This is a genomic window from Streptomyces sp. MZ04, from assembly GCF_004684775.1.
Taxonomy (GTDB): domain Bacteria; phylum Actinomycetota; class Actinomycetes; order Streptomycetales; family Streptomycetaceae; genus Streptomyces.
This window is the reverse complement of the sequence record NZ_SRIC01000055.1, coordinates 13,757-34,787: the sequence shown is the minus strand read 5'-3', so window position 1 is coordinate 34,787 and position 21,031 is coordinate 13,757. Positions and strand designations below refer to the sequence as shown.

The 21,031-nt window shown below is 70.3% G+C and carries 21 protein-coding genes and 1 pseudogene; 8 read left to right on the top strand and 14 right to left on the bottom strand.

The annotated features are described in order from the left end of the window. Positions 1-38: 38 nt before the first annotated feature. The 4 genes from E2651_RS14910 to E2651_RS14895 all read right to left on the bottom strand — a co-directional run bounded on the left by E2651_RS14910 (position 39) and on the right by E2651_RS14895 (position 3,744). Positions 39-1,187, bottom strand: a complete 1,149-nt coding sequence (locus E2651_RS14910; protein WP_135331597.1) for a serine hydrolase domain-containing protein — start codon at positions 1,185-1,187, stop codon at positions 39-41. Between the two features lie 155 nt (positions 1,188-1,342). Beyond that, the gene (locus tag E2651_RS14905) at positions 1,343-1,858 is read right to left on the bottom strand and encodes a lytic polysaccharide monooxygenase auxiliary activity family 9 protein (protein ID WP_135331596.1); all 516 of its coding nucleotides are present in this window, start codon (positions 1,856-1,858) and stop codon (positions 1,343-1,345) included. Positions 1,859-1,944: 86 nt separating this feature from the next. Further along, entirely contained in the window at positions 1,945-2,934 is a 990-nt protein-coding gene (locus tag E2651_RS14900; protein WP_135331595.1) for an MsnO8 family LLM class oxidoreductase, read from the bottom strand. A 42-nt stretch (positions 2,935-2,976) separates the two neighbouring features. Then, on the bottom strand, positions 2,977-3,744 hold the full coding sequence (locus E2651_RS14895; RefSeq protein ID WP_245238829.1) for a DUF2071 domain-containing protein: 768 nt from the start codon (positions 3,742-3,744) through the stop codon (positions 2,977-2,979). Positions 3,745-3,877: 133 nt separating this feature from the next. Between E2651_RS14895 and E2651_RS14890 the strand changes: the two genes are divergently transcribed. Next, entirely contained in the window at positions 3,878-4,690 is an 813-nt protein-coding gene (locus E2651_RS14890; RefSeq protein WP_135331593.1) for an amidohydrolase family protein, read from the top strand. A gap of 24 nt (positions 4,691-4,714) precedes the next feature. Here E2651_RS14890 and E2651_RS14885 read toward each other — a convergent pair whose 3' ends face one another. Beyond that, the gene (locus E2651_RS14885; RefSeq protein WP_135331592.1) at positions 4,715-5,131 is read right to left on the bottom strand and encodes a DUF5997 family protein; all 417 of its coding nucleotides are present in this window, start codon (positions 5,129-5,131) and stop codon (positions 4,715-4,717) included. A 58-nt stretch (positions 5,132-5,189) separates the two neighbouring features. On the opposite strand from E2651_RS14885, the gene E2651_RS14880 reads away from it, so the two are divergent. Beyond that, positions 5,190-5,978: a LysR family substrate-binding domain-containing protein gene (locus E2651_RS14880; protein ID WP_135331591.1), complete on the top strand. Its 789-nt coding sequence runs from the start codon at positions 5,190-5,192 to the stop codon at positions 5,976-5,978. Between the two features lie 13 nt (positions 5,979-5,991). Here E2651_RS14880 and E2651_RS14875 read toward each other — a convergent pair whose 3' ends face one another. The 4 genes from E2651_RS14875 to sigJ all read right to left on the bottom strand — a co-directional run bounded on the left by E2651_RS14875 (position 5,992) and on the right by sigJ (position 9,389). After that, on the bottom strand, positions 5,992-6,327 hold the full coding sequence (locus tag E2651_RS14875; protein ID WP_135331590.1) for a hypothetical protein: 336 nt from the start codon (positions 6,325-6,327) through the stop codon (positions 5,992-5,994). 3 nt (positions 6,328-6,330) lie between these two features. After that, the gene (locus E2651_RS14870; protein ID WP_135331589.1) at positions 6,331-7,662 is read right to left on the bottom strand and encodes a serine/threonine-protein kinase; all 1,332 of its coding nucleotides are present in this window, start codon (positions 7,660-7,662) and stop codon (positions 6,331-6,333) included. A gap of 72 nt (positions 7,663-7,734) precedes the next feature. Further along, complete coding sequence (locus E2651_RS14865) at positions 7,735-8,370, bottom strand: hypothetical protein (RefSeq protein WP_245238827.1); 636 nt, start codon at positions 8,368-8,370, stop codon at positions 7,735-7,737. 80 nt (positions 8,371-8,450) lie between these two features. Further along, a complete protein-coding gene (sigJ, locus tag E2651_RS14860; RefSeq protein ID WP_135331588.1) occupies positions 8,451-9,389 on the bottom strand; it encodes an RNA polymerase sigma factor SigJ in 939 nt (312 codons plus the stop codon). 232 nt (positions 9,390-9,621) lie between these two features. Between sigJ and E2651_RS14855 the strand changes: the two genes are divergently transcribed. Beyond that, a complete protein-coding gene (locus tag E2651_RS14855; protein WP_135331587.1) occupies positions 9,622-10,095 on the top strand; it encodes a carboxymuconolactone decarboxylase family protein in 474 nt (157 codons plus the stop codon). Between the two features lie 107 nt (positions 10,096-10,202). Here the strand turns inward: E2651_RS14855 and E2651_RS14850 are convergent, their stop codons facing one another. Further along, the gene (locus tag E2651_RS14850) at positions 10,203-10,613 is read right to left on the bottom strand and encodes a nuclear transport factor 2 family protein (RefSeq protein ID WP_135331586.1); all 411 of its coding nucleotides are present in this window, start codon (positions 10,611-10,613) and stop codon (positions 10,203-10,205) included. 350 nt (positions 10,614-10,963) lie between these two features. Between E2651_RS14850 and E2651_RS14845 the strand changes: the two genes are divergently transcribed. Beyond that, positions 10,964-11,374, top strand: a complete 411-nt coding sequence (locus tag E2651_RS14845) for a phospholipase (protein ID WP_135331602.1) — start codon at positions 10,964-10,966, stop codon at positions 11,372-11,374. A 124-nt stretch (positions 11,375-11,498) separates the two neighbouring features. Here the strand turns inward: E2651_RS14845 and E2651_RS14840 are convergent, their stop codons facing one another. Beyond that, a complete protein-coding gene (locus E2651_RS14840) occupies positions 11,499-11,906 on the bottom strand; it encodes a RidA family protein (RefSeq protein WP_135331585.1) in 408 nt (135 codons plus the stop codon). A gap of 142 nt (positions 11,907-12,048) precedes the next feature. Here E2651_RS14840 and E2651_RS14835 point away from each other — a divergent pair, with 142 nt between their 5' ends. Both E2651_RS14835 and E2651_RS14830 read left to right on the top strand, forming a co-directional pair. After that, positions 12,049-12,429: a helix-turn-helix domain-containing protein gene (locus E2651_RS14835; protein ID WP_135331584.1), complete on the top strand. Its 381-nt coding sequence runs from the start codon at positions 12,049-12,051 to the stop codon at positions 12,427-12,429. A 123-nt stretch (positions 12,430-12,552) separates the two neighbouring features. Continuing rightward, a pseudogene (locus E2651_RS14830) lies at positions 12,553-12,681 on the top strand (alpha/beta hydrolase); the annotation flags it as partial. A 123-nt stretch (positions 12,682-12,804) separates the two neighbouring features. On the opposite strand, the gene E2651_RS14825 reads toward E2651_RS14830, so the two are convergent. Together E2651_RS14825 and helR are read right to left on the bottom strand one after the other, a co-directional pair. Then, positions 12,805-13,362 (bottom strand): DinB family protein, encoded by a 558-nt coding sequence (locus E2651_RS14825; RefSeq protein ID WP_135331583.1) that lies wholly within the window; start codon positions 13,360-13,362, stop codon positions 12,805-12,807. A gap of 114 nt (positions 13,363-13,476) precedes the next feature. Continuing rightward, positions 13,477-15,666: an RNA polymerase recycling motor ATPase HelR gene (helR, locus tag E2651_RS14820; protein WP_245238825.1), complete on the bottom strand. Its 2,190-nt coding sequence runs from the start codon at positions 15,664-15,666 to the stop codon at positions 13,477-13,479. A gap of 263 nt (positions 15,667-15,929) precedes the next feature. Between helR and E2651_RS14815 the strand changes: the two genes are divergently transcribed. Together E2651_RS14815 and E2651_RS14810 are read left to right on the top strand one after the other, a co-directional pair. After that, positions 15,930-16,901 carry an ATP-binding cassette domain-containing protein gene (locus E2651_RS14815; RefSeq protein WP_135331582.1) on the top strand — a complete coding sequence of 324 codons (972 nt, stop codon included), beginning with the start codon at positions 15,930-15,932 and terminating at the stop codon, positions 16,899-16,901. Further along, a complete protein-coding gene (locus E2651_RS14810) occupies positions 16,898-17,686 on the top strand; it encodes an ABC transporter permease (RefSeq protein ID WP_135331581.1) in 789 nt (262 codons plus the stop codon). Before E2651_RS14815 ends, E2651_RS14810 begins: the two co-directional genes overlap by 4 nt. Here E2651_RS14810 and E2651_RS14805 read toward each other — a convergent pair. Continuing rightward, positions 17,667-20,885: a BTAD domain-containing putative transcriptional regulator gene (locus tag E2651_RS14805; protein ID WP_135331580.1), complete on the bottom strand. Its 3,219-nt coding sequence runs from the start codon at positions 20,883-20,885 to the stop codon at positions 17,667-17,669. The genes E2651_RS14810 and E2651_RS14805 overlap by 20 nt on opposite strands. Positions 20,886-21,031 lie beyond the last annotated feature (146 nt).

Sequence of the window (21,031 nt, the reverse complement as noted above, 5' to 3'; positions counted from 1 at the left end):
GTCCCGCCCCGTTGGCGTACACGGCAGGCGTCCACCCGTCAGGCGTCCGCCGCGTACCGCCAGAAGTCCCGCATCAGCTCGGGGAAGCTGGGCCCGCCCATCTGCAGCTGGCTGAGCATGATGGTGACCGTTCCCGTCGCCGGGATGATGTGCGCGGTCGTGCCGGTGCCGCCGACCCAGCCGTAGCGCCCCGGCACGCTCCAGGGTTCGGCCCGCTCCACGTCGACCGCGCCGCCGAAGCCCCAGCCCATGCCTTCGAGGAACAAGCCGCCCGCTTCCCGCTCGGGCACGGTCAGGTGATTGGTCGTCATCTGCCGCACCGACGCGGGGGAGAGCAACTGACGGCCGCCCGCCGCTCCTTGGGACAGCAGCATCCGGCCGAAGGCCAGCCAGTCGTCGGCGGTGGAGACCAACCCGCCGGCGCCGGAGGGGAACGCGGGCGGTCGGCTCCACTGTCCGTCGGCGGCGTCGAGGAGTTCGAGGCCCCCCTTGGGATGAGCCCCGTAATACGCGGTGAACCGGTCGAGCTTGGCGGGCGGTACGGTGAAGGCGGTGTCGGTCATCCCGAGCGGTTCGAAGATCCGCTCCGCGAGGAAGTCGGGCAGCGGCTTGCCCGTGACCCGGGAGATCAGCACGCCCTGCAGCTCGGAGCTGAGGTTGTACAGCCAGCCGTCGCCCGGCTGGTGCAGCAGCGGAATGCGCGCCAGGGCGGCCATCCAGTCGTTGGGCGCCGGCACGGCCTGCGGCTCGGGAGGGCCCTGCTTCAGCGCGGTGACCAACGCCGCGACCGCGGGCAGCGAGAAGTCGGACGCGAAGCCGTATCCGGTACGGGAACTGAGCAGATGGAAGACGGTGATGGGCCGCACCGCGGGGACCACGTCGTCCAACTGTGAGGCCGGCGTGCGGACGACGCTCGGTGCCGCCAGCTCCGGCAGCCACCGGGAGACCGGGTCGTCCAGGGCGATCCGCCCGTCCTCGACCAGCATCATGACGGCCGCGGCGACGACGGGTTTGGTGATCGAGGCGATACGGAAGATCGAGTCCCTGCGCATCGGGGCGCTGCCCTCGACGTCGACGGACCCGACGGCCGCGACCTCGATGTGGTCGCCACGGGCCACCAGACCCACGGCTCCGGGCACGGAGCCCTTGTCGACGTGTGCTTCCAGCGTCTCGCGCAGATCGGCCATGCGTCCACCTTCTCAGCCGGTACGGGCATGTGGTCGAAGGATGGACTCCCGCCGCGCCTCGGAGTCATCGAAGTCATCGGTGCCGGTCGCCGCGCGCCGGCCCGGCAGACCGCGCGGGATGGTGTGGGGGATCCACCCCGCGCGGATTGGCCACTTCAGCCCGTGATGTTCACATCGATGCAGGCGTAGAAGGCGTTGGAGGTGTCGGCGATGTTCCACACCGCGAGCACCTTCTGCTTGCCGCTGAGCCCGCCGAAGTCGACGGTGTGCGTGACGGTGTCGCCCGGCTTGGCGCCGCCGTCGTCGACTTCGGCGATCTTGTTGCCGCCGACGAAGTACTGCCAGGTGCTGGTGGAGTGAGCCGCCGTCAGTTTCCAGCTGAACTCCTGGGACGAGCCGACGTCGGTGGTCTGCCAGCCCTTGCCGTCGTCGTCCAGCTCGGCGAACCGTTCGTTGCCGCCGCTGCAGGTCGTCTGCCCCTTGGGGCCTTCGACGCTCTGCGGCTCGTGGGTGATCTCGCCGCAGCTCACCGTGCCGGCCGCGCACTGGGCCTGACGGCTCGGGGGCGCGTTGACATATCCGTGTGCGCTGGCCGGGGTGACGGAGGTCAGCACCAGGACGGGTGCGAAGGCCGCACCCAGGGCGGCCGCCAGCTTCTGCTTCTTGTTCATCTCTGCTCCCTCGGAGGTGGGGGGATGAGGGGGACGGAGACAACCGGGCGCCTCGGTCGGCTCATTGGCCTAGACCATACTGATTGTCAGGCCCCCGTCAACCCCGGCGGAGCGAAGAGGTCACGTACCAATTGGAAGGACCGGACGCGGTCGGCGAGGTCGTAGACCGGCGTCACCATCATCAGCTCGTCGGCCCCGGTGGCATCCGCGAGGCGCGCAAGCCGGTCCTGGACCAACTCCGGTGTCCCATGGGCCTGGTGGGCGGCGAACGCGGCCAGCGCCGCCTCCTCCCGGGGGTCGAACCGATGCGCGGCCGCTGCCGCCGGACTGGGGAAGGGCACATCGCTGTGCCCCTGGAGCAGGCCCGCCTTCACCACGGCCATGGGCCGCGTCAGCTCCTCGGCCCGCTCCTGGGTCTCCGCGCACACCACCTCGACGCACACCAGGACGCGCGGCTTCTCGCACCAGGCGGAGGGCCGGAACGCCTCGCGGTAGTGCGTGAGCGCCTCGACGGTGTTATCGGGACGGATGTGGTGGGCGAGCGCGATCGGCAGACCCAGCTCGGCGGCGAGTGCCGCCCCCGCGCGGCTCGACGCGAGGAGCCAGGGCTCGGGCAGTTCGCCCAGGCCGACCTCGGTGAGGAAGTCCAGCGTGGCGGTCACATCACGCCCGTACTCCTCGTCCGTGGCGGGATCCGCCCCGCGGCGCAGCGCACGCGCCGTCCCCTCGTCGAAGGTGCCGGGGCCGCGCCCGATCCCGAGGTCGATCCGGTCGGGATGCAGCGCGGCCAGCGTCGCGAACTGCTCGGCCACGGTGAAGGGCGCGTGATTGGGCGCGAGTACGCCGCCCGAGCCGACCCGCAGGCGCGAGGTCGTGGCGGCGACGCGCGCCGTCATGATCGGCGGCGGGAAGGCGCCGATGGCGGGGGAGCGGTGATGCTCGGCGAACCACAGCCGGTGGTAGCCGAGACGGTCAAGTTCCTGGGCCGCACCGTCGCAGTTGCGCAGCGCGTCGGCGGCCGACGTACCGGCCTCGACCATGGCAACTTCCAGTGCGGACAATGGCAGTTCGATCATTCGGCCAGCATAGAACCGGCCTCATGGAACGCGTACGGCCGGTCAGGGAGTGGGGATGCCGCCGGGGCGGGCCGGACGCCCGAAACGCACCGGAACCCCCGGCGAATACAGCACGCTCACCGGGTCGCCCACCGGCCGGGGCAGCCCCGCGGCCACGACCAGATCCTCGTCGCACGCCAGCAGCTCGGCCCGGTGCAGCGGCCAGCGCGGGTGCACGTTCGGCAGGAACATCTGCCGCCCGAAGAAGGTGTTGTGCATGCCCCACCGCGCCGTCAGGAAATGCTCGAATTCGGTGGGCTCCGCCACCCGCTCGCCCACCCGCACCGCGATCCGGCTGTGCGCGCCGCGCGGTCCGGGCCAGCGCCTGCTGCTCGTGTACGTGACGATGTCGTCGCCGCCGCGCCGGATGCTCATCCGGGACCACTGATAGGGCAGCCGGAAGGCGCCGCGCGCGACCGCCACCGGTATCAGCCGCGAGGCATCGAGGGAACGGAAGACGACGCCGCGGCGGCCGTGGGCGTCCACCGAGTAGAGGCGGACATTGGTCTCGGGGAAGGTGCCCAGATACGGAATGCCGGGGAGGCGGAACCACCCGACCCGGTGCATCCGAAACGCGACGAGACCCACATAGGTGGCCCCCTCGTGGACGTCGGGCACGGTGCCGGCCGGCAGCAGCGGCGCCACGTCGGCCGGATCCACGGCCCAGTGCAGAAACGCCAGGTCCAGCCACGACTGCGTCAGCAGAGGGTTAACGGTGGGGGAGGGCGGATCGGCGGTGATGGGTTCCGGCGCGGACGAGGTGAGGGCCACGGCGCCAGCATCGCAGGGGGCTCGGGCGGTCGGATCGGCGGGGCGGCGAAGCCGACAACGAACGGTGGCCGCCGAGGGGGTCGGGTGGCTAGGGTTCCCTCTAAGCGAACGCTTAGAGAGAGGCAGGCAGCCCGTGCCGGTCATCGACGCGTGGATGCAGCACCCCACGCTCCGCCACTCCAACCACGAGATGTTCGAGTCGTTGCGCCGGTGGACGGGGCAGGGGCTGCTGGAGGAACCACTGCCGGTCGAGTCCACGGTCGCCGCGCTGGCCGCGGCCGATGTCGAGATCGGGCTCGCGGCGGCCTGGTACGGGCCTCAGGGGCCGCTGATCAGCAACGATGAGGTGGCCGATTTCGTCGCCCGGTCGAATGGGCGGTTGTGCGGGGTGGCCGGCGCCGACCTCGCCCGCCCCGTCGAGGCCGTGCGCGAACTGCGCCGCGCGGTGCGGGAGCTCGGCTTCGTGGCCCTGCGGATCGTGCCCTGGCTGTGGCAGCTCCCGCCCACCGACCGGCTCTACTACCCCCTGTACGCGGCCTGCGTCGACCTCGGCATCCCCTTCTGCACCCAGGTCGGGCACACCGGCCCGCTGCGCCCGTCCGAGACCGGCCGCCCCATCCCGTACATCGACCAGGTCGCCCTCGACTTCCCCGAGCTGACCATCGTGTGCGGACACATCGGCTACCCGTGGACCACAGAGATGATCGCCGTTGCCGACAAGCACGCCAACGTCTATGTCGACACCAGCGCCTACACCGCCCGGCGCTACCCGCGTGAACTCGTCGACTACGTACGTGGTCGGGGCCGGAGGAAGGTGCTCTTCGGCTCGAACTACCCCATGATCACGCCTCGTCAGGCCCTTGAGCACCTGGCTGAGCTGGGCCTGGACGAGGAGGCCACCGAACTGTTCCTGTCCGGCAACGCCCGGCGGGTCTTCAGCCTCTGACCTCACCGGGCGCACGTGAAGGCGTCAGGAACGCGGGCCGCGGGGCTGGTCGGCCCGCTGCGCGTCCTTCTCCTTCTGCTTCTCCTTGATCCGCACCGTTTCCTTGCGGACCTCGGCCTGCGTGGCGCGCTCCTTCTGCAGCCACTCAGGGTTGTCCGTCTTCAGCGCTTCGATCTGCTCCGTGGTGAGCGCCTCGGTGACCCCGCCGCGCGCGAGACCGGCGATGGAGACGCCCAGCTTCGACGCGACCACCGGCCGGGGGTGCGGGCCGTTGGCGCGCAGCTCCTGCAGCCACGCGGGCGGATCGGTCTGCAGGGAGTTCAGCTCGGTGCGCGAGACGACACCCTCCTGGAACTCGGCGGGGGTGGCCTCGAGGTACACACCCAGCTTCTTCGCCGCTGTCGCGGGCTTCATGGTCTGGGCGGTCTGGTGCGACGTCATGGTGTCAAGGGTATCGAGCGTGTGAGCTACCGCTGACCACGCCGGGTAATCTGGCGGAGTGACAGACTCGCAGGTAGCCCCTTCCTTCAGGCTCGCTTACGTCCCGGGGGTGACGCCCACCAAGTGGGTGCGGATCTGGAACGAGCGGCTCCCCGACATCCCGCTCACCCTCGTCGCGGTGCCCGCCGCCGAAGCGTTCGACGTGCTGCGCGGCCCCGATGCCGACGCCGGTTTCGTACGTCTGCCCGTCGACGGCACGGACCTCAGCGCGATCCCCCTCTACACCGAGACCACCGTGGTCGTGATCCCCAAGGACCACGTCGTGGCGGCCGTCGAGGAGGCGTCCTGCGAGGACCTCGCCGACGAGATCGTGCTGCACCCCCTGGACGACACCCTGGAGTGGGAGCAGCTGCCGGGACGGCCCGCCCATGAGCGCCCGGCCACCACCGCCGACGCCATCGAACTGGTCGCGGCCGGCGTGGGCGTCCTGGCCGTCCCGCAGTCCCTGGCCCGCCTGCACCACCGCAAGGACCTCACCTACCGGCCGCTCACCGGCGCCCCGGAGTCACGTATCGCGCTGTCCTGGCCGGAGGAGGAGACCACCGAGCTGGTGGAGGACTTCATCGGCATCGTGCGCGGCCGGACGGTCAACAGCTCGCGCGGCCGCACCCAGCCGGCCCCCGCCAAGCAGACCAAGAGCAAGCGCCCCGACACCGGCGGCGCCCGCCGCAAGCCCGCGGCGGACAAGTCGGCGGGCAAGTCGGCGGGCAAGCCGGCCGGCAAGGGATCCCGCGGCGGCTCCGGAGCCGCCAAGGGCGGCAAGCGCGGGAAGCCGCGCCGCAAGTAGCGCCCCGGCGCCGTCACAGGCGCGGGCCCCCGGAGTCCGCCCCGTTCAGCGCCAGGACCCCGGACCGCGCGCCGCCCCCGCCGAACCGGTCGACGGCGTACGACACCCAGGTCGCCGACCCGGTGACGTACAGATTCGGGATCAGGACGGTCACCGCCCCGCCCACCCGCGAGCCCGGAATCCGCAGCTGCGACTCCCAGCGGTGGCTCCACGTCACCCAGTGAACGGTGACGACATCGTTGGCGGCCATGCCGGGATACGCGCCGACGCGGACGGTGGCGGGGCCCACGAAGTCCATGTCCAGATATCCGTCGACCGCCTCGTCGACGGTCGGCGGGGCCGGCAGCACGCGTCAGCCGGCGTCGTCGAAGCCGAGGTGCGTGATGCTGGCGGCTATGCCCGCCACCTTCACATCGACCACCACCTCGCCCCTCGTCCATTTCGTCGTCGAGCCGTCGGGGGCGCCCATCGTCGTCAGGACGGCCACCGGCAGCCGCTCCCGGTCCTCCGCCTCGGGGTAGAAGACCACCAGATACAGCCGGCCGCGCTCGTTGAAGCCGTACTGCGTGTTCATCACGACATCGCAGAACGTCTCAGGGCCGCGGCCCGTGACCCACCACTCGCCGTTCTCCTGCGTGGCGGCGGAGAACCGCGCCCGGAAATCGTCGACCGTCGCACCCCACGGCAGACCGTTCCAGCCCCACTCGACGGAGCCGGGCTCGGTGACGGTCGGCGAGTCCGGGGCAGTCGTGTCGCGGCGGGTCGTGCCGTCACGGCCGGCGGCTCCATCTTCATCGTCGACCTCGACCTCGACCTCGACGTCGACCTCGACGTCGGCGATCAAGGTGGTGACGCGCTGCGGCAGCCAGTCGTCGCTCGCGTCGGCGCCTGCGAACGCGCGCAGTATCTCGGCCATCTCCGGCCGGGCGGCCGGATCCTTGGCCAGGCAGGCGGCCACCAGACCGCGCAACTCGTTGTCGACCAGCGACAGATCGGGCTCCTCCTGGACGATCCGGTAGAGCACGGCGGCCGGATGCCCGACGCCGAAGGGGGAGGCGCCTGTCGAGGCGAAGGTCAGCACGGAGCCGAGCGAGAAGACGTCGCTGGCGGGGGTGATGTCGGTGTCGCCGCGGGCCTGTTCCGGCGACATGTAGGCGGGCGTGCCGGAGATGACGCCGGTCGCCGTGTGCGTGGTGGCTTCCAGGGCGCGGGCGATCCCGAAGTCGATGACGCGGGGCCCGTCGGCGGCCAGGATGACGTTGCCCGGCTTCAGGTCGCGGTGCACCAGAGCGCAGTTGTGTACGGCGCCGAGCCCCTCGGCAAGTCCCGCCGCCAGTACGCGCAGTGTCTTGGCCGGCAGCGTGCCGTGCTCGGCGACCGCCGTCTGCAGCGAAGGCCCCGGTACGTAGGCGCTGACGAGCCAGGGGCGCTCCGCGTGCGGATCGGCGTCGATGACCTGGGCGGTGTAGAAGCCGCCCACCCGCCGGGCCGCCTCCACCTCACGGGCGAAGCTGCGGCGGAACCCCGCATCGGTCCCGTACTCCGGCCGGACCAGCTTCACGGCCACCGGGCGGCCGCCCGCGGAACGGCCGAGAAAGACCTGCCCCATGCCACCGGAGCCCAACCGCCCCACCAGCCGGTAGCCGCCCACCCGATCCGGGTCACCTGCCTGCAGAGCTTCCATCGTCACTCCCCGTCGCCGGCCAACTTCCCCTGGAAACAGATCTTTTCAGAGGCGGGCGCGTGGCGTGGGCGATCAGGACCGGTCCTCGGGATCCTCGCTCCCGGGATCCTCGCTGAGGAACTCCGCCACCAGTTCTGGTGGGTTGGCGGCGCGGGTGAGGGCGAACATCTCCTCAGGGTCGAACATGTCATAGAGGATCACCGGCAGCGGCCGCCCCAGAGCGCGGACGAGGTGGCCCTCCGCGTGGAGCTCCCGCGCCACGTCGACGCAGAGCTGGTGGAACTCCTCCGCGAGCCGCTCGTCCCGCTCCTCACGCTCATGCTCCCGCTCCTGCTCGCGGGGCCCGTCCTCCTCGGCGTCGTCGTCCTCGTACCAAAGGCCTTGTGTCACCGCTTCATGCCGGTGCAACTCGGCGCCGACCGGGTCGTGTTGGGGATCGTGACCGGTGATGCGTACGCCTTCGAGGCCCGAGGGCGGGAAGTAGGCGTAGTTCCAGCGGGCGTCCCACGCCTCAGGGGGACGTGGCTCGGAGAGCTGGCGGGCCACCTCGGTCTCGGTGTTGTAGCCGATCGCCAGATACGGGAAGCGAGGATCCTGGTCGACGCTGTCGATCCGGAAGGTGACGGCATAGATGTCGGGGGCCACCTCTTCGGGGATCTCGGCCAGCGTGCGCGCGGCAACCTGCCCCAGGTGCAGGCGGAATGTCATCGGCAGCTCTCACACTTCCTCGGTGGCATCGCGGCGATCACTGGGGCGGATTCTAGGCGTGGACGGCGCGGCCGCATGCGTCAGGCCGCCGTCATCCACGGCCGGAGCTTTTCGGGGTTCCGCACCGCCCAGATGTGCTTGATCCGGTCGCCTGAGACGCCGAAGGCGATCACCCCTGTGGTGACGCCGTCTTCCTGGACCAGCAGACCGTGCTGGCCGTTGACCGTGCGCACCAGGAGAGCCCGGTCGGATGCCGTGCCGGAGAAGGCGATCAGGTAGCGGGCGATCCGCTCGCCGCCCTGGACGGGCTCGAGCGCGGCCTTGACCAGGCCGCCGCCGTCGGTGTGTGCCGTGGCGTCGGGGTCGAGGAGGCCGACGAGGGTGGCCATATCTCTGGCTTCCCAGGCCTGTTTGAAGTCTTTGACGATGGCGGTCCGCTGGGATGCGGAAGTCGAGGGTGCCTCGTAGGCCCGGATGCGGCGACGGGCGGAGGTGGCCAGTTGGCGGCATGCGGCGGGGGACCGGCCGACGATCTCGGCGACGTCGGCGAAGGGGTACTGGAAGACGTCGTGGAGGATGAACGCGACGCGCTCGGCGGGGGTCATGGATTCGAGCACGACGAGGAAGGCCATGGTGATCGACTCGGCCAGGGTGACGCGGTCGGCGGGGTCGGCGGTCGTGCTGCCCGGCCGCCCGTTGACCCAGTCCGTGTGGTGGGGCAGGGGCTCGGGGATCCATTGCCCCACATAGCGTTCGCGGCGGGCGCGTGCCGAGCCGAGCAGGTCGAGGCAGATGCGGCCGGCGACCTTGGTCAGCCAGGCGCCGGGGGATGCGATGGCCGCGCGCTGCTGAGGGGACATCGCGTACCAGCGGGTGTAGGCCTCTTGGGCGACGTCCTCGGCGTCGGCCAGCGAGCCCAGGAGCCGGTAGGCGAGGCCGGTCAGCTGACGCCGCTCGCTCATGATCGCGCTCAGAGTCGGATCGAACCGGGCGTCTCCCGGCACGGAGGGGGTCCTCATCGCGTCGCCGCTCCCTTGGCTGTGCCTGCGGTCAATTTGCTGTTGCTTGTGGTCACTTTGCTGTTGCTTGTGGTCACAAATACGACGAGACAGCCCCGCGGGTTGTGACGTCGTACGCGTCGCATCACAATCCGCGGTGCCGCCTCGTCGTAGTGATGTGGGGCGAACACGATCCCGCGGACAACTGGTCCGTCCATGTGGTGGAACGGCCGGGCACGAAAGGGAGATCACCATGAAGACACGACTCGACTTCCTCACCAACCCGGTGGCGGCCAAGGCCGTGAAGGGCATCCTCTTGGCGAGCAAGGCGGCCGCCGAGTCGACGTTGCCGGCCGCGACGGGGGAGCTGGTGATGCTGCGCGCAAGCCAGATCAACGGCTGCGGATTCTGCGTCGACATGCATACCAAGGACGCCGCGGCTGCCGGTGAGACCTCGGTGCGGCTCAACCTGGTCGCCGCCTGGCGGGATGCCAAGGTGTTCACCGATGCCGAGCGTGCGGCCCTGGAGATGGCGGAGGAGGGCACCCGCCTCGCCGACGCGGCCGGCGGTGTGTCCTACGAGGTATGGGCGAACGCCGCCAAGTACTACGACGAGGAGCAGCTCGGAGCCTTGGTGTCGATCATCGCCATCATCAACGCCTTCAACCGCCTGAACGTCATCACCGAGCAGCCCGGGGGCGACTACCAGCCCGCCCAGTTCGGCTGATACCGGCAACCTCGATCCCCCCTGAAGGCCGGGCCGGGCCGTCTTCGGCCCGGCCCTTCAGAGGCGCGAAGCGGTGGCGTACCCAGAGTTCACTTGGTTCCCAGAGTTCACTTCGTGCGCCCGCTCAACGGCACCCGCCGTGCGACGACCTTGCGGTGGCTGATGCGCCAGCCCTGATCGGTGGGCACCAGGGTGTCCTCGTAGGTGACGCTGCCGCTCGTGCCGTCGGCGTTGACGCCGATGCCCTTGGAGCGGGCGAGCACATGGCCGCCCTCTCCCTCTCTGAGCACGATGTTCGTGACGTGATGACCCACGGGATTCGCCTCGCCCAACGCGAATGCCGCCGCGCGGATGGCCTCCACTCCCGCCAGCGGGTCCATCCCGAAGTCCGAGACGTCATAGACGACATCGTCGGTGAACAACTCGCCGAGCCGGTCAAGCTCTCCGTCGTCGCACAGATGGCCGTGCATCGAGATCAACTCGGAGATGGCGATGCGGTCCTCGATGTTCAGTGCCATGGAAGTCCTTCCGCGATGCGGTCTTGTCGCCTCATGCGTACCAGCCCCCATCACGCGTACAGCCTCACATGACGAGGCGATGCCTCCCCGCGTTGGTTTGCCTGCCATGTGGCAGAGGTGCGGCGGTGCGAATCTGTCGGCGCCGGCAGGGCCGATGCCAGAGCCTGTGTCTGAACTCCAGTCGGGTGCAAGTTGTCTGAGGGGGGATCAGAAACGGGTATGAGCAATGTGGCGTGCGCGCCCGAGCCGGCGCACGTACGTACCAGTCCGAGTCTCGTACCCCACTGGAGGAATCCGTGCGCCGCAAGCTTCTCGCCACATCCCTGACCGCCGCCGCCTTCGCGCTGAGCATGGCCGTCGCCACGCCTGCGGGGGCCGTCCCCGCGGACAAGGGCCAGATCCTCAGCAGCTGGACCCAGACCAGCGCCAGCAGCTACAACGGCTGGGCCGCGGCCCGGGCGAACCAGGGCGCCTGGAGCGCCTACGCCTTCAACTGGTCCACCGACTACTGCTCGTCGTCCCCCGACAACCCCTTCGGCTTCCCCTTCCAGATGTCATGCGCACGGCATGACTTCGGCTACCGCAACTACAAGGAGGCGGGCACCTTCGACGCCAACAAGGCGCGCGTGGACAGCGCCTTCTACGCCGACCTCAAGAGAGTCTGCTCCGCCTACAGCGGAGCCACGCTGACCGCCTGCAATGCGACGGCCTGGACCTACTACCAGGCCGTCGACAAACTCGGCTTCGCCCCAGCGGCCTGACCCAGCGGCCTGACCCCTCTCCGGGGCCCCGGTCGCCGCGGACTCGGCGACCGGGGCTCGCTGTCCGCCCCGATACGTCGGTTCCCGACGCCCCGCATCAGCTCGTGTGGAGCCCTGCTCGGTCTCAGTCGATGACCGCGGTGGCCTCCACCTCGACCAGATGGTCGGGTACGTCCAGTGCCGCAACGCCGATGAGTGTGCCCGGCGGGACCGGGGTGCTCCCCAGTTTCGCGGCTGCCCGGGTCACTCCCTCCAGGAGCAGCGGCATCTTGTCGGGGGTCCAGTCGACGACGTACACGGTCAGTTTCGCCAGGTCGTCGAAGGTCCCGCCGACCTCTGCCAGGGCGGTGCCGACATTGAGGTAGCACTGCTCCACCTGAGCGGCGAGGTCGCCCTCGCCGACCGTGACCCCGTCGGCATCCCAGGCGACCTGCCCGGCGATGAAGACCAGCCTTGTGCCGGTCGCGATCGACACCTGCCGGTAGGCGTCGATCTCCGGCAGTCCGGCGGGGTTCACCAGGGTGATGGCCATACGCGTGCCTCCTTGGTACGTGCTTGTACGTGCTTGTTCGTGCTTGTTCGTGCCTGTACGTGCTCTCTTGTGGTTACTCGGGAACTGTAGGAGAGTGTCGGCTGACCTGGAAGAACGCACTTTTCGGTGACTGAGGAACCTCATGGTGACCAAGCAGTTCAGCGGCTCGCCCGAGGACGCGGACCTGACGCGCGCGGACTCGTTGGCGCGGGAGATCTTCTCGGACGTGGCCAACAAGTGGGCGCTCCTGATCATCGATGCGCTGGGTGAGGACACCCTGCGCTTCGGCGAGGTGCGCCAAGGCGTCGAGGGCATCAGCCACAAGATGCTCACCCAGAACCTGCGCATGATGGAACGCAACGGCCTGGTCGAGCGGACCGTGTACTCCACCGTGCCGCCGCGGGTCGAGTACAACCTCACCGAGCCGGGCCGCGCCCTGCGCGAGATGGTCCACCGGATGTGCGACTGGACCCACGAGTACATCGGCCACATCGAAGCCTCCCGCCACAACTTCGACGCCTGACGACGTGATCGGAACGTCCTGAGTTCTTGAACTTCTTGAACTCCTTGCCCGGAAGATCCTTTCGGTGGAGGCTGCGGGCGCCGCCAACGCCCGGCCCGAGCTGATCGACCGGATCGTGTACGTCTCGGTCTGATCCGCACCAACTTCCGCATCGCCGACCCGGCAGTGCTGGCCGCGATGCGGCACGCCTTCGCCGCCGACCTCACCGATGACGAGTTCCGGACGTTCCTGAACACCTTCCAGCCCGACGAGAAGCCCGCGGCCGAACTCCTCGCGAACCTCGCGGTGCACTGACGGCTTGTCATCTTGTCATCGCCGTACATGAAACGGTCCGGCGCGGGCGCCGCGCCGGACCGTCGCTGACCTCCCCGCCGGTCAGCTCATGCTCGTGGCGCCGTCCAGGGATTCACGGATGATGTCGGCGTGGCCGGAGTGCTGAGCGGTCTCGCTGATGATGTGGATCAGCACCTGACGGATCGACCACTGCGCACCGGGTTCCGTCCAAGGGGCCTTCGGCAGCGGCCACATGGCATCCAGATCGGGCAACGTGGCCACCAACTCGTCGGTGTCTCGGGCCGCTTCGGCATAGTCGGCCAGGACACCGGCCAACGTCTCGCCGGGCAGCATCCGGAAACTGTCGGCCCGACGGGCCCAGTCGGCCTCGGTCATGGCCGTGTAGTCCGGCAGAGTCGACGGGCCGCCGAGGATGAACTTCCCCCAGTTCCGCTCGACTTCGGCGACGTGCTTGATCAGACCGCCGAGGCACAGTTTGCTGTCGGTGGTCCGCAGCCCGGCCTGCTCGTCGGTGAGGTCACGGGTGGTGAAGCGCAGAAAATGCCGGTGCTTGGCCAGCGCCGCCAGCCATTCTGCGCGCTCACCGGTGACAGCGGGGTCATCGGCCAGGTCGCGGGTGGTCAGCTCGTCTGCAGTCATGATCTCAGCCTTCCGGTGTTCCTTGCTCCGTCGGTCAAGGAACACGCTAGGAGCCGTATAGGTCGGATCCTGGCCTATATGCGGGACGGTTCGGCCCGCGAGCCGGTGCCCGCATCACGGACTTGTCAGGATGACCAGTTGCTGGGTCGCCCGGGTCATCGCGACATAGCGGTCGACCGCTCCCTCGATCCCCTCTCCGAATGACTCCGGGTCGATGAGGACGACCAGGTCGAACTCCAGTCCCTTCGACAGTCCCGGCGTCAGCGAGCGGACGCGGGACGTTGCCTGGAACGTGGGATCGCCGATGACGCAGGCGATTCCTTCCGCGTTCGCGGCGAGCCAGGTGTCGAGGGTCGAGTGGAGCTCCGTAGCCGATCCGTGGACGACTGGGACTCCGCTGCTGCGGATGGACGTCGGGACATTGGCGTCCGGGAGCGCCGCCCGGATGACCGGCTCGGCCTGCGCCATGACTTCTTCCGGGGTCCGGTAGTTGATGCTCAGCGATGCCACGTCGATCCGGTCGAGGCCGATCCGCTCGAGCCGTTCCTGCCACGACTCCGTGAACCCGTGCCTGGCCTGGGCCCGGTCGCCGACCATCGTGAAGCTCCGGGACGGGCAGCGCAGCAGCAGCATCTGCCACTCCGCGTCGGTCAGCTCCTGGGCCTCGTCCACGACGATGTGCGCGAACGGTCCTGCGAGCAAGTCCGGGTCGGCGGTGGGCAGTTCGGACTCGTCGACCAGGCTGACCTGTGCGTCCTTGCCGCGCAACATCGTCACCAGGCCCTCGCCGTCGTCACCGTCCGCGCCGGAGTCGGCCGCGGCCACGATCAGGTTGTCCACGACCTGCGCCATGCTCTCGCGCTGCGCGGCGAGGATGGCCTCGTGCCGACGCCGCCTCCGTGCCGCCTCCGGGTCACCCAGCCGCTGCCGTGCCGCGTCCAGGAGCGGCAGGTCGGACACCGTCCAGGCCTCGTTCTCCGGGCGCCGCAGCTTCTTGACGTCGTCGGGACCGAGGTGGGGAGCGCACATCCGCAGATAGGCGGGTACCGACCACAAGTCCGAGACAAGGTCGGTCGCTTCTATCAGCGGCCACGCGCGGTTGAGGGTCGTGACCAGCTCCTCGTCGTGTCGCAGCGACTTCTGGAACAGTTCGCCCGGGACGTCGCCGTCGGCCTTGTCCAGCAGGATCGCGACCAGCTCCGCCCAGATCTCCTCGCGCGCTTCGTTGTGCGGAGTACCGGGTCCCGGTGTCGCGAAAGCCTCGGCCCAGTCGTCGGCGCTCAGCCAGATGTCGGCCCAGTCGGTCGAGACCGTCATCCCCTTGGTGGGCGGCTCCTCGTAGAACCTGACGGCCTTCTCGATCGCCTTCACCATGTCCGCGGACGACTTCAGGAGCGCCACGTCCGGATCGCTCTCGGGCCCCGCCTCTGCCCCCTCGGCGACGAGGTCCCGCACGGTGCAGGTCTGCACGCCCTCCTCTCCGAGGCTGGGGAGGACGTCCTCCACGTACCGGAGATAGGGCTGGTGCGGACCGACGAACAGCACTCCGCCCCGACGGTGACCGAGGCGAGGGTCGGAGTAGAGGAGGTGGGCGGTGCGGTGCAGCGCCACGACGGTCTTGCCCGTGCCCGGACCGCCGTCGACGACGAGCGCGCCGCGGGACCCCGCCCGGATGATGGCGTCCTGGTCGGCCTGGATGGTCGAGAGCACGTCCCGCATCCGGTCCGACCGGTTGCTGCCCAGGCTGGCGATGAAGGCGGACTGGTCGTCGAGCGCGGCGTGCCCGTCGAGCCCGTCGGCGGTGAACACCTCGTCCCAGTAGTCGCTGATCCGGCCGCGCGTCCAGCGGTACCGGCGGCGGCTCACCAGACCCATCGGGTTGGCGTGGGTCGCCGCGAAGAACGGCTCGGCCGCGGGGGAGCGCCAGTCGAGCAGCAGCCGACGCCCCTCGCTGTCGGTGAGGCCGAGCCGTCCGATGTACACGGGCTCGGGGTGGTCCGCGCTGACGACGCGTCCGAGGCACAGGTCAAGACCGAAGCGGCGCAGGGCGCGCAGGCGGCCGGTCAGCCGGTGGATCTCCAGGTCCCGGTCCATGGCCTCCCGGCCGATGCCGCCGGGCGCCCTGCGCTCGGCGTCGAGGCGGGCGGACACTTCGGCGATCGTCTGCTCGAGGCTCTCCGCGATGGCGGTGAAGTGCCGCTCGTCGCCATCGATCAGCGCCGGGTCGGCCTTGGGAGCGAGGGTGTCGGGAAGGTCAAACGGGCTGTCACCGCACGACTCGTCAACCGACAACAATGCACGCACTTCGTGAATCACCTATTTCCTCAGGTCCTGGGCTTAGGCGAGTGATTGTGCGGTACGACCAGGGCCTTGCCGCAAGCCCCCCAGTGCGCTATAAGTTAAGAGTGGCAAGGAGCGAGTTCTCTCCTTGCCTTTTTTCGTCCAGTGCAGACGGGCCTGTTGCGGGACTCCTCGCGAACACGGACTCCTCGCGGACACGGACCCATCGCGGACACTGAAACCATCGTGAAACCCCGCTGAATGCGCCCTGCCGCATCCTCTGCGGCATGACGACCACGACATCGCCCCCACTCGCCATCGCGGCCACGGGGCTGCGTAAGGCCTACGGGGACAAGACGGTCCTCGACGGCATCGACCTGGCCGTGCCGCAGGGCACGATCTTCTCCCTCCTGGGTCCCAACGGCGCCGGCAAGACCACCGCCGTCAAGATCCTCTCCACCCTCATCACCGCCGACGCCGGTGACCTGCGCGTCGGCGGTCATGACTTGGCCGCCGACCCGCAGGCCGTGCGTGCCGCGATCGGCGTCACCGGGCAGTTCTCCGCCGTCGACGGCCTGATCACCGGCGAGGAGAACATGCTCCTCATGGCGGACCTGCACCATCTCCCCAAGCCCGAGGGGCGGCGGATCGCCGCCGAACTGCTCCAGCGCTTCGACCTGGCGGAGGCCGCGACAAAGCCCGCCTCCACCTACTCCGGCGGCATGAGGCGCCGCCTCGACCTCGCCATGACGCTCGTAGGCAATCCGCGGATCATCTTTCTCGACGAGCCGACCACCGGTCTCGACCCGCGCAGTCGCCACAACATGTGGGGCATCATCCGCGAGTTGGTCTCCGGCGGTGTCACCGTCTTCCTCACCACCCAGTACCTGGAGGAGGCCGACGAACTCGCCGACCGCATCGCGGTGTTGAACGACGGGAAGATCGCCGCCGAGGGGAGTGCCGAGGAGCTGAAGCGGCTCATTCCCGGCGGTCATGTGCGGCTGCGGTTCTCCGACCCGGTCGCGTACGGGTCCGCCGCCGTCGCGCTGCGCGAGGTCACCACGGACGACGAGACGCTGTCGTTGCAGATTCCCAGCGACGGCAGTCAGCGCGAACTGCGGTCCATCCTCGACTGGTTGGAATCGGCCGGTATCGAGGCCGACGAACTGACCGTGCACACGCCCGACCTCGACGACGTGTTCTTCGCCCTGACCAGTGGCACCAGCCGACCCGACAAGGAAGGCGCGGCCGTCCGATGAGCTCCCTCTCCCTCGCCGTGCGCGACTCCTCCACGATGCTGCGGCGCAACCTCCTGCACGCGCGGCGCTACCCGTCCCTCACCCTCAACATCCTGCTGACGCCGATCGTCCTGCTGCTGCTCTTCGTCTACGTCTTCGGCGACGTGATGAGCGCGGGCATCGGCGGCGGCGCCGACCGCTCCGACTACATCGCCTATCTCGTCCCGGGCATCCTGCTGATGACCCTCGGCGCCACCCCGGCCGGGACCGCGATTTCCGTCTCCATGGACATGACCGAGGGCATCATCGCCCGCTTCCGTACGATGGCGATCCACCGCGGCTCGGTGCTCATCGGGCACGTCATCGGCAGCGTGCTGCGGGCGATCCTCAGCGTGGTCCTCGTCGGCGCCGTCGCCGTGGCCATCGGCTTCCGGTCCACCGACGCCACGGCCTTGGAGTGGCTGGCGGCGTTCGGGCTGCTCGCCCTGGTCGCCACGGCGTTCACCTGGATCGCGGTCGGGATGGGCATGGCAAGCCCGAACCCCGAGGCGGCCAGCAACAACGCGCTTCCGCTGATGATTCTCCCGCTCATCTCGAGCGCGTTCGTGCCGGTCGACGCGATGCCGGGCTGGTTCCGGCCGTTCGCCGAGTACCAGCCGTTCACCCCGGCCATCGAGACCCTGCGCGGCCTGCTGCTCGGCAGCCAGATCGGCAGCAACGGGTGGATCACCGTCGTCTGGTGCCTGGGTCTGGCCGCTCTCGGCTATCGCTGGTCGACGTCGCTGTTCAGCCGCGACCCGAAGTAGCTGTTCCGCCGCGACCCGAAGTAAGCGCGCGGGCCGCCTCCCACAACTCGTCCCGGCCCAGGGCGGCGTACTCCGACACGGCGTCGGCGTACGCCGCCCCGTCGGCGTCCTCGGCCGCCTGACGGGCGCGGGCCGCCGACATTGTCGGCTGGAACTCCCGCAGTACCCGCAGGCGTTCGGCCAGCGCGATCATCCGTACGGCATCGGCATCGGCATCGGCATCGGCATCAACATCGGCACCTGCACCTGCACCGGCGTCGCCGGACGCGAGTCCCGCCATGCCGAGGGCGTGCAACACCGTCCCGAACACAGGGAGCTCCATGGGCGAGCGAGGCGGGCCGCCGAGCAGCGTCCGGAGTCGCTGCCGCAACCGATCGACCGGCTCCGCGACGAGCTCGAGACGGCCGCCGTGCGCGTGCGCCGTCACCGCCGCCGACTGGATCTGAAGCGCCCACGGGTCGAGCCAGGGGTCGCCGGTGTGGATCGAGCCGGTCTCGGGCAGTCGCTCCACGGCGCTGCGCCACAGGCCGAGACCGGCCTCCGTGTGTCCGCGGGCGAGCGCGATCTCGGCGTGCCCGCCGAGGTCCGGGCTGTAAAAGGCGTCCTGCTGCGGGGTGTTGGCCCCCTCCGACTGCCGCAGCCAGTACTCCGCCTCGTCCGGGTCGCCGCGCTGCAGGCAGGCGAGGACGAGGGCCGAGCGGATGCCGATGTAGTCGTCCTCGCCGCCGAGCCGCGGCAGCACATCGAGCGCCGCCTTGAGATGTACGTAGGCGTCCTCGCCCTGTCCCGTCCGCAAGCACAGCTCGCTCAGCCGGGAGTGGCCCATGAGCTGCAGCAACGGATTGCCGACCGGGCCCAGCGCGGCGATCATCCGGCGGGCCGACGCCAGCGCGCGGTCCATGTCGTGCTCGGACTCCCAGACGAAGGAGGCCACGCACTCGGCGATGCCGGCCACCAACGGCTGCTCTCCGCCGCAGAGTTTGCGCAGCACCGCGTAATCGGGAGGCAGCATCTCCGGAACCGCGCTCAGCACTGCCGCGGTGGCGCGCAGCAGCGTGTCCGGCGGGGCCGGGGGCAACCGCCGGAGGATCACGAGGTGGCGTATGCCGTACGGGCCGTAGTTCATGAACTGGGCAGCCGCGCACAACACGGCGGCGGCGCGGGTGACTTCGACGTACGCGGGCCCGGGGCGGTAGTGCGACAGCGGCGGGCCGGTGTCGGCGGCGAGCGCGGCGAGGCGGGGGTAGTTGGAGTCGGTGGACCACAGCGCGGCCAGGACGGCGGTGACGGCGGCGGTGGTGGGGCCGTCAGCACGGGCCAGGGCGTGCCGCAGGGCCGGTACGAGGTTGTCCTGCTCGGTCCTGATCAACTCCCGGGCGGCAAGGGGGTGTTCCCTCGGGGAGGGGTCCGGGCCGATGAGCGCGTCGTGGTACGCGACCCCGAAGTCCCTTGCCCAGGTGAGGAATCGGCCGACGGCCTCGTCTTCCTCGCCCGCCTCCGCACGCCGGGCCGCGCTGAACTCCCGTACGGACTCCAGCATCCGGAACCGCACGCCGAACGGGGTGTCGGTGACGGTGAGCAGCGACTGATCGGCCAGCTGCTCAAGCAGCGGCAGCGCATCGTCGCCCAGGACCTGCTCCGCCGCCTCGCCCACGAAGCCGCCAGGGAAGGCGCACAGGGCGCGCAGCGCCGCCCTGGCGTCCTCCGTGAGCAGGTTCCAGCTCCACTCCACGACCGCGTGCAGCGTGCGGTGACGTTCCGGTACGTCCCGTGCCCCGCCGCGCAGCAGCGCGAACCGGTCGCCGAGGCGGCGGGCGATCTCCGGCACCGAAAGCACCCGCACCCGCGCCGCGGCCAACTCCACGGCGAGCGGCAGCCCGTCGAGGTGGCGGCACAGTTCCGCCACCGCGTCCAGCGGCAGTTCCACACCGGCCCTGGCGGCACGGGCCCGCTGCGTGAACAGCTCGACGGCGGTGTCGAGGCCGAGCTCGGGCAGCGCGTACACGGCCTCCGACGTGAGGCTCAGCGGGGACCGGCTGGTGGCGAGCACCCGCAGGTCCTTCGAGGACGAGACCAGGGCCCCTACGAGGTCGGCGGCGCCCCGGACGACCTGCTCGCAGTTGTCGAGGACCAGCAGCGCGGGCCCCGAGCCGAGCACGCCGAGGATGCCGGACACCGGGTCGGCCGCGGCATGGCCGCTCAGGGCACCGTGCCGCCCCTCGCCCGCGCCGAGCGCGGAGGCCACCTCCGTGGCCACGTCCTCGTCCGCGGTGACGCCGGCGAGCGGCACGCAGTGCACCACGCGCTGCTCCGCTCGGCGGCCGACGGCGTACGCGAGCCGGGTCTTGCCGAGGCCGCCGGGGCCGACGACGGTGACGGCGCGTGAGGCGCGCAGCAGGCGCCGCACCGCCGCGATGTCCTCGTCCCTGCCGAGGAGTTGGTTCGGCTCGTGCGGCACGCCATGTCTGACGAGGGGCGCCTCGCCGTGCAGCAGCTCCTGCTGCACGGCCCTGAGTCCGGCGCCCGGATCCGTGCCGAGCTCGTCGCGCAGCTGTCGGCGGTACGCCTCGTACCGTGTCAGCGCGGCGGACGGGCCCGCCGTCGCCGCCTCGCCGCGCAGCAGCTCGGCGAGCACCTCCTCGTCGCGCGGCTGCTCCGACGCGGCCACGGCCAGCGGCCCGGCCGCCTCCGCGTGCCGCCCGAGGCGGGCCAGGGCGAGCGCCTGCGCGCGGACGAGCGCACCGCGGGCGGGGGCGCGTTCGGCGCGCAGGGCGGCCACGGGGTCGTCGGCGTCGCCCACCCCGTCAGGGGCGCCTTCCCACAGCGTCAGCCCGGCCTCGGCCGCGGCCAGCGACCCCGCGTGGTCCCCGGCCCTGGCCCGCTCCGCGCTCGCGGCGGCGTACCGCAGCAGGGCGGAGCTGTCGACCTGATCCTCGGCGAGGGCGAGCCGGTACCCGGTCGGCGTCCCGGCGATGACATCGGCGCCCAGCTGCGCCCGCGCCCTGGACACGAGAACCTGCACCGCTTTGGCCGGCCTCTCCGGCAACGCGTCCGGCCACAGCCCCGCCACCAGGCGCTCGGTGCTGCAGCCCGCGCGCAACTCGCCCGCGAGCAGCGCGAGGAGGCCGCGGAGCCGGGGCGCGGTGACCTCCTGCCCTCGATAGGCGACACGCTCCAGGAGGGTCAGGTCGGTGGTCACCCGTGCAGATTAGCCAAGGCGCAGTCGGGCGGGCATGTGCGAGGGAGCACGGGTCCGCCCGTTCGGCTGGGTGTCAATGAGTGCCCATGAGTGCCAATGAGTGCCAATGAGTGCCAGAAAAGATTTCGTACGGCGATGTCGAGAAC

Excerpts from the sequence above, each read along its gene's own strand:
- E2651_RS14910 (WP_135331597.1), bottom strand. The coding sequence starts at position 1,187 with ATGGCCGATCTGCGCGAGACGCTGGAAGCACACGTCGACAAGGGCTCC.
- E2651_RS14905 (WP_135331596.1), bottom strand. The coding sequence starts at position 1,858 with ATGAACAAGAAGCAGAAGCTGGCGGCCGCCCTGGGTGCGGCCTTCGCA.
- E2651_RS14900 (WP_135331595.1), bottom strand. The coding sequence starts at position 2,934 with ATGATCGAACTGCCATTGTCCGCACTGGAAGTTGCCATGGTCGAGGCC.
- E2651_RS14885 (WP_135331592.1), bottom strand. The coding sequence starts at position 5,131 with ATGACGTCGCACCAGACCGCCCAGACCATGAAGCCCGCGACAGCGGCG.
- E2651_RS14870 (WP_135331589.1), bottom strand. The coding sequence starts at position 7,662 with ATGGAAGCTCTGCAGGCAGGTGACCCGGATCGGGTGGGCGGCTACCGG.
- E2651_RS14865 (WP_245238827.1), bottom strand. The coding sequence starts at position 8,370 with ATGACATTCCGCCTGCACCTGGGGCAGGTTGCCGCGCGCACGCTGGCC.
- sigJ (WP_135331588.1), bottom strand. The coding sequence starts at position 9,389 with ATGAGGACCCCCTCCGTGCCGGGAGACGCCCGGTTCGATCCGACTCTG.
- E2651_RS14855 (WP_135331587.1), top strand. The coding sequence starts at position 9,622 with ATGAAGACACGACTCGACTTCCTCACCAACCCGGTGGCGGCCAAGGCC.
- E2651_RS14850 (WP_135331586.1), bottom strand. The coding sequence starts at position 10,613 with ATGGCACTGAACATCGAGGACCGCATCGCCATCTCCGAGTTGATCTCG.
- E2651_RS14845 (WP_135331602.1), top strand. The coding sequence starts at position 10,964 with ATGGCCGTCGCCACGCCTGCGGGGGCCGTCCCCGCGGACAAGGGCCAG.
- E2651_RS14840 (WP_135331585.1), bottom strand. The coding sequence starts at position 11,906 with ATGGCCATCACCCTGGTGAACCCCGCCGGACTGCCGGAGATCGACGCC.
- E2651_RS14835 (WP_135331584.1), top strand. The coding sequence starts at position 12,049 with ATGGTGACCAAGCAGTTCAGCGGCTCGCCCGAGGACGCGGACCTGACG.
- E2651_RS14825 (WP_135331583.1), bottom strand. The coding sequence starts at position 13,362 with ATGACTGCAGACGAGCTGACCACCCGCGACCTGGCCGATGACCCCGCT.
- E2651_RS14815 (WP_135331582.1), top strand. The coding sequence starts at position 15,930 with ATGACGACCACGACATCGCCCCCACTCGCCATCGCGGCCACGGGGCTG.
- E2651_RS14810 (WP_135331581.1), top strand. The coding sequence starts at position 16,898 with ATGAGCTCCCTCTCCCTCGCCGTGCGCGACTCCTCCACGATGCTGCGG.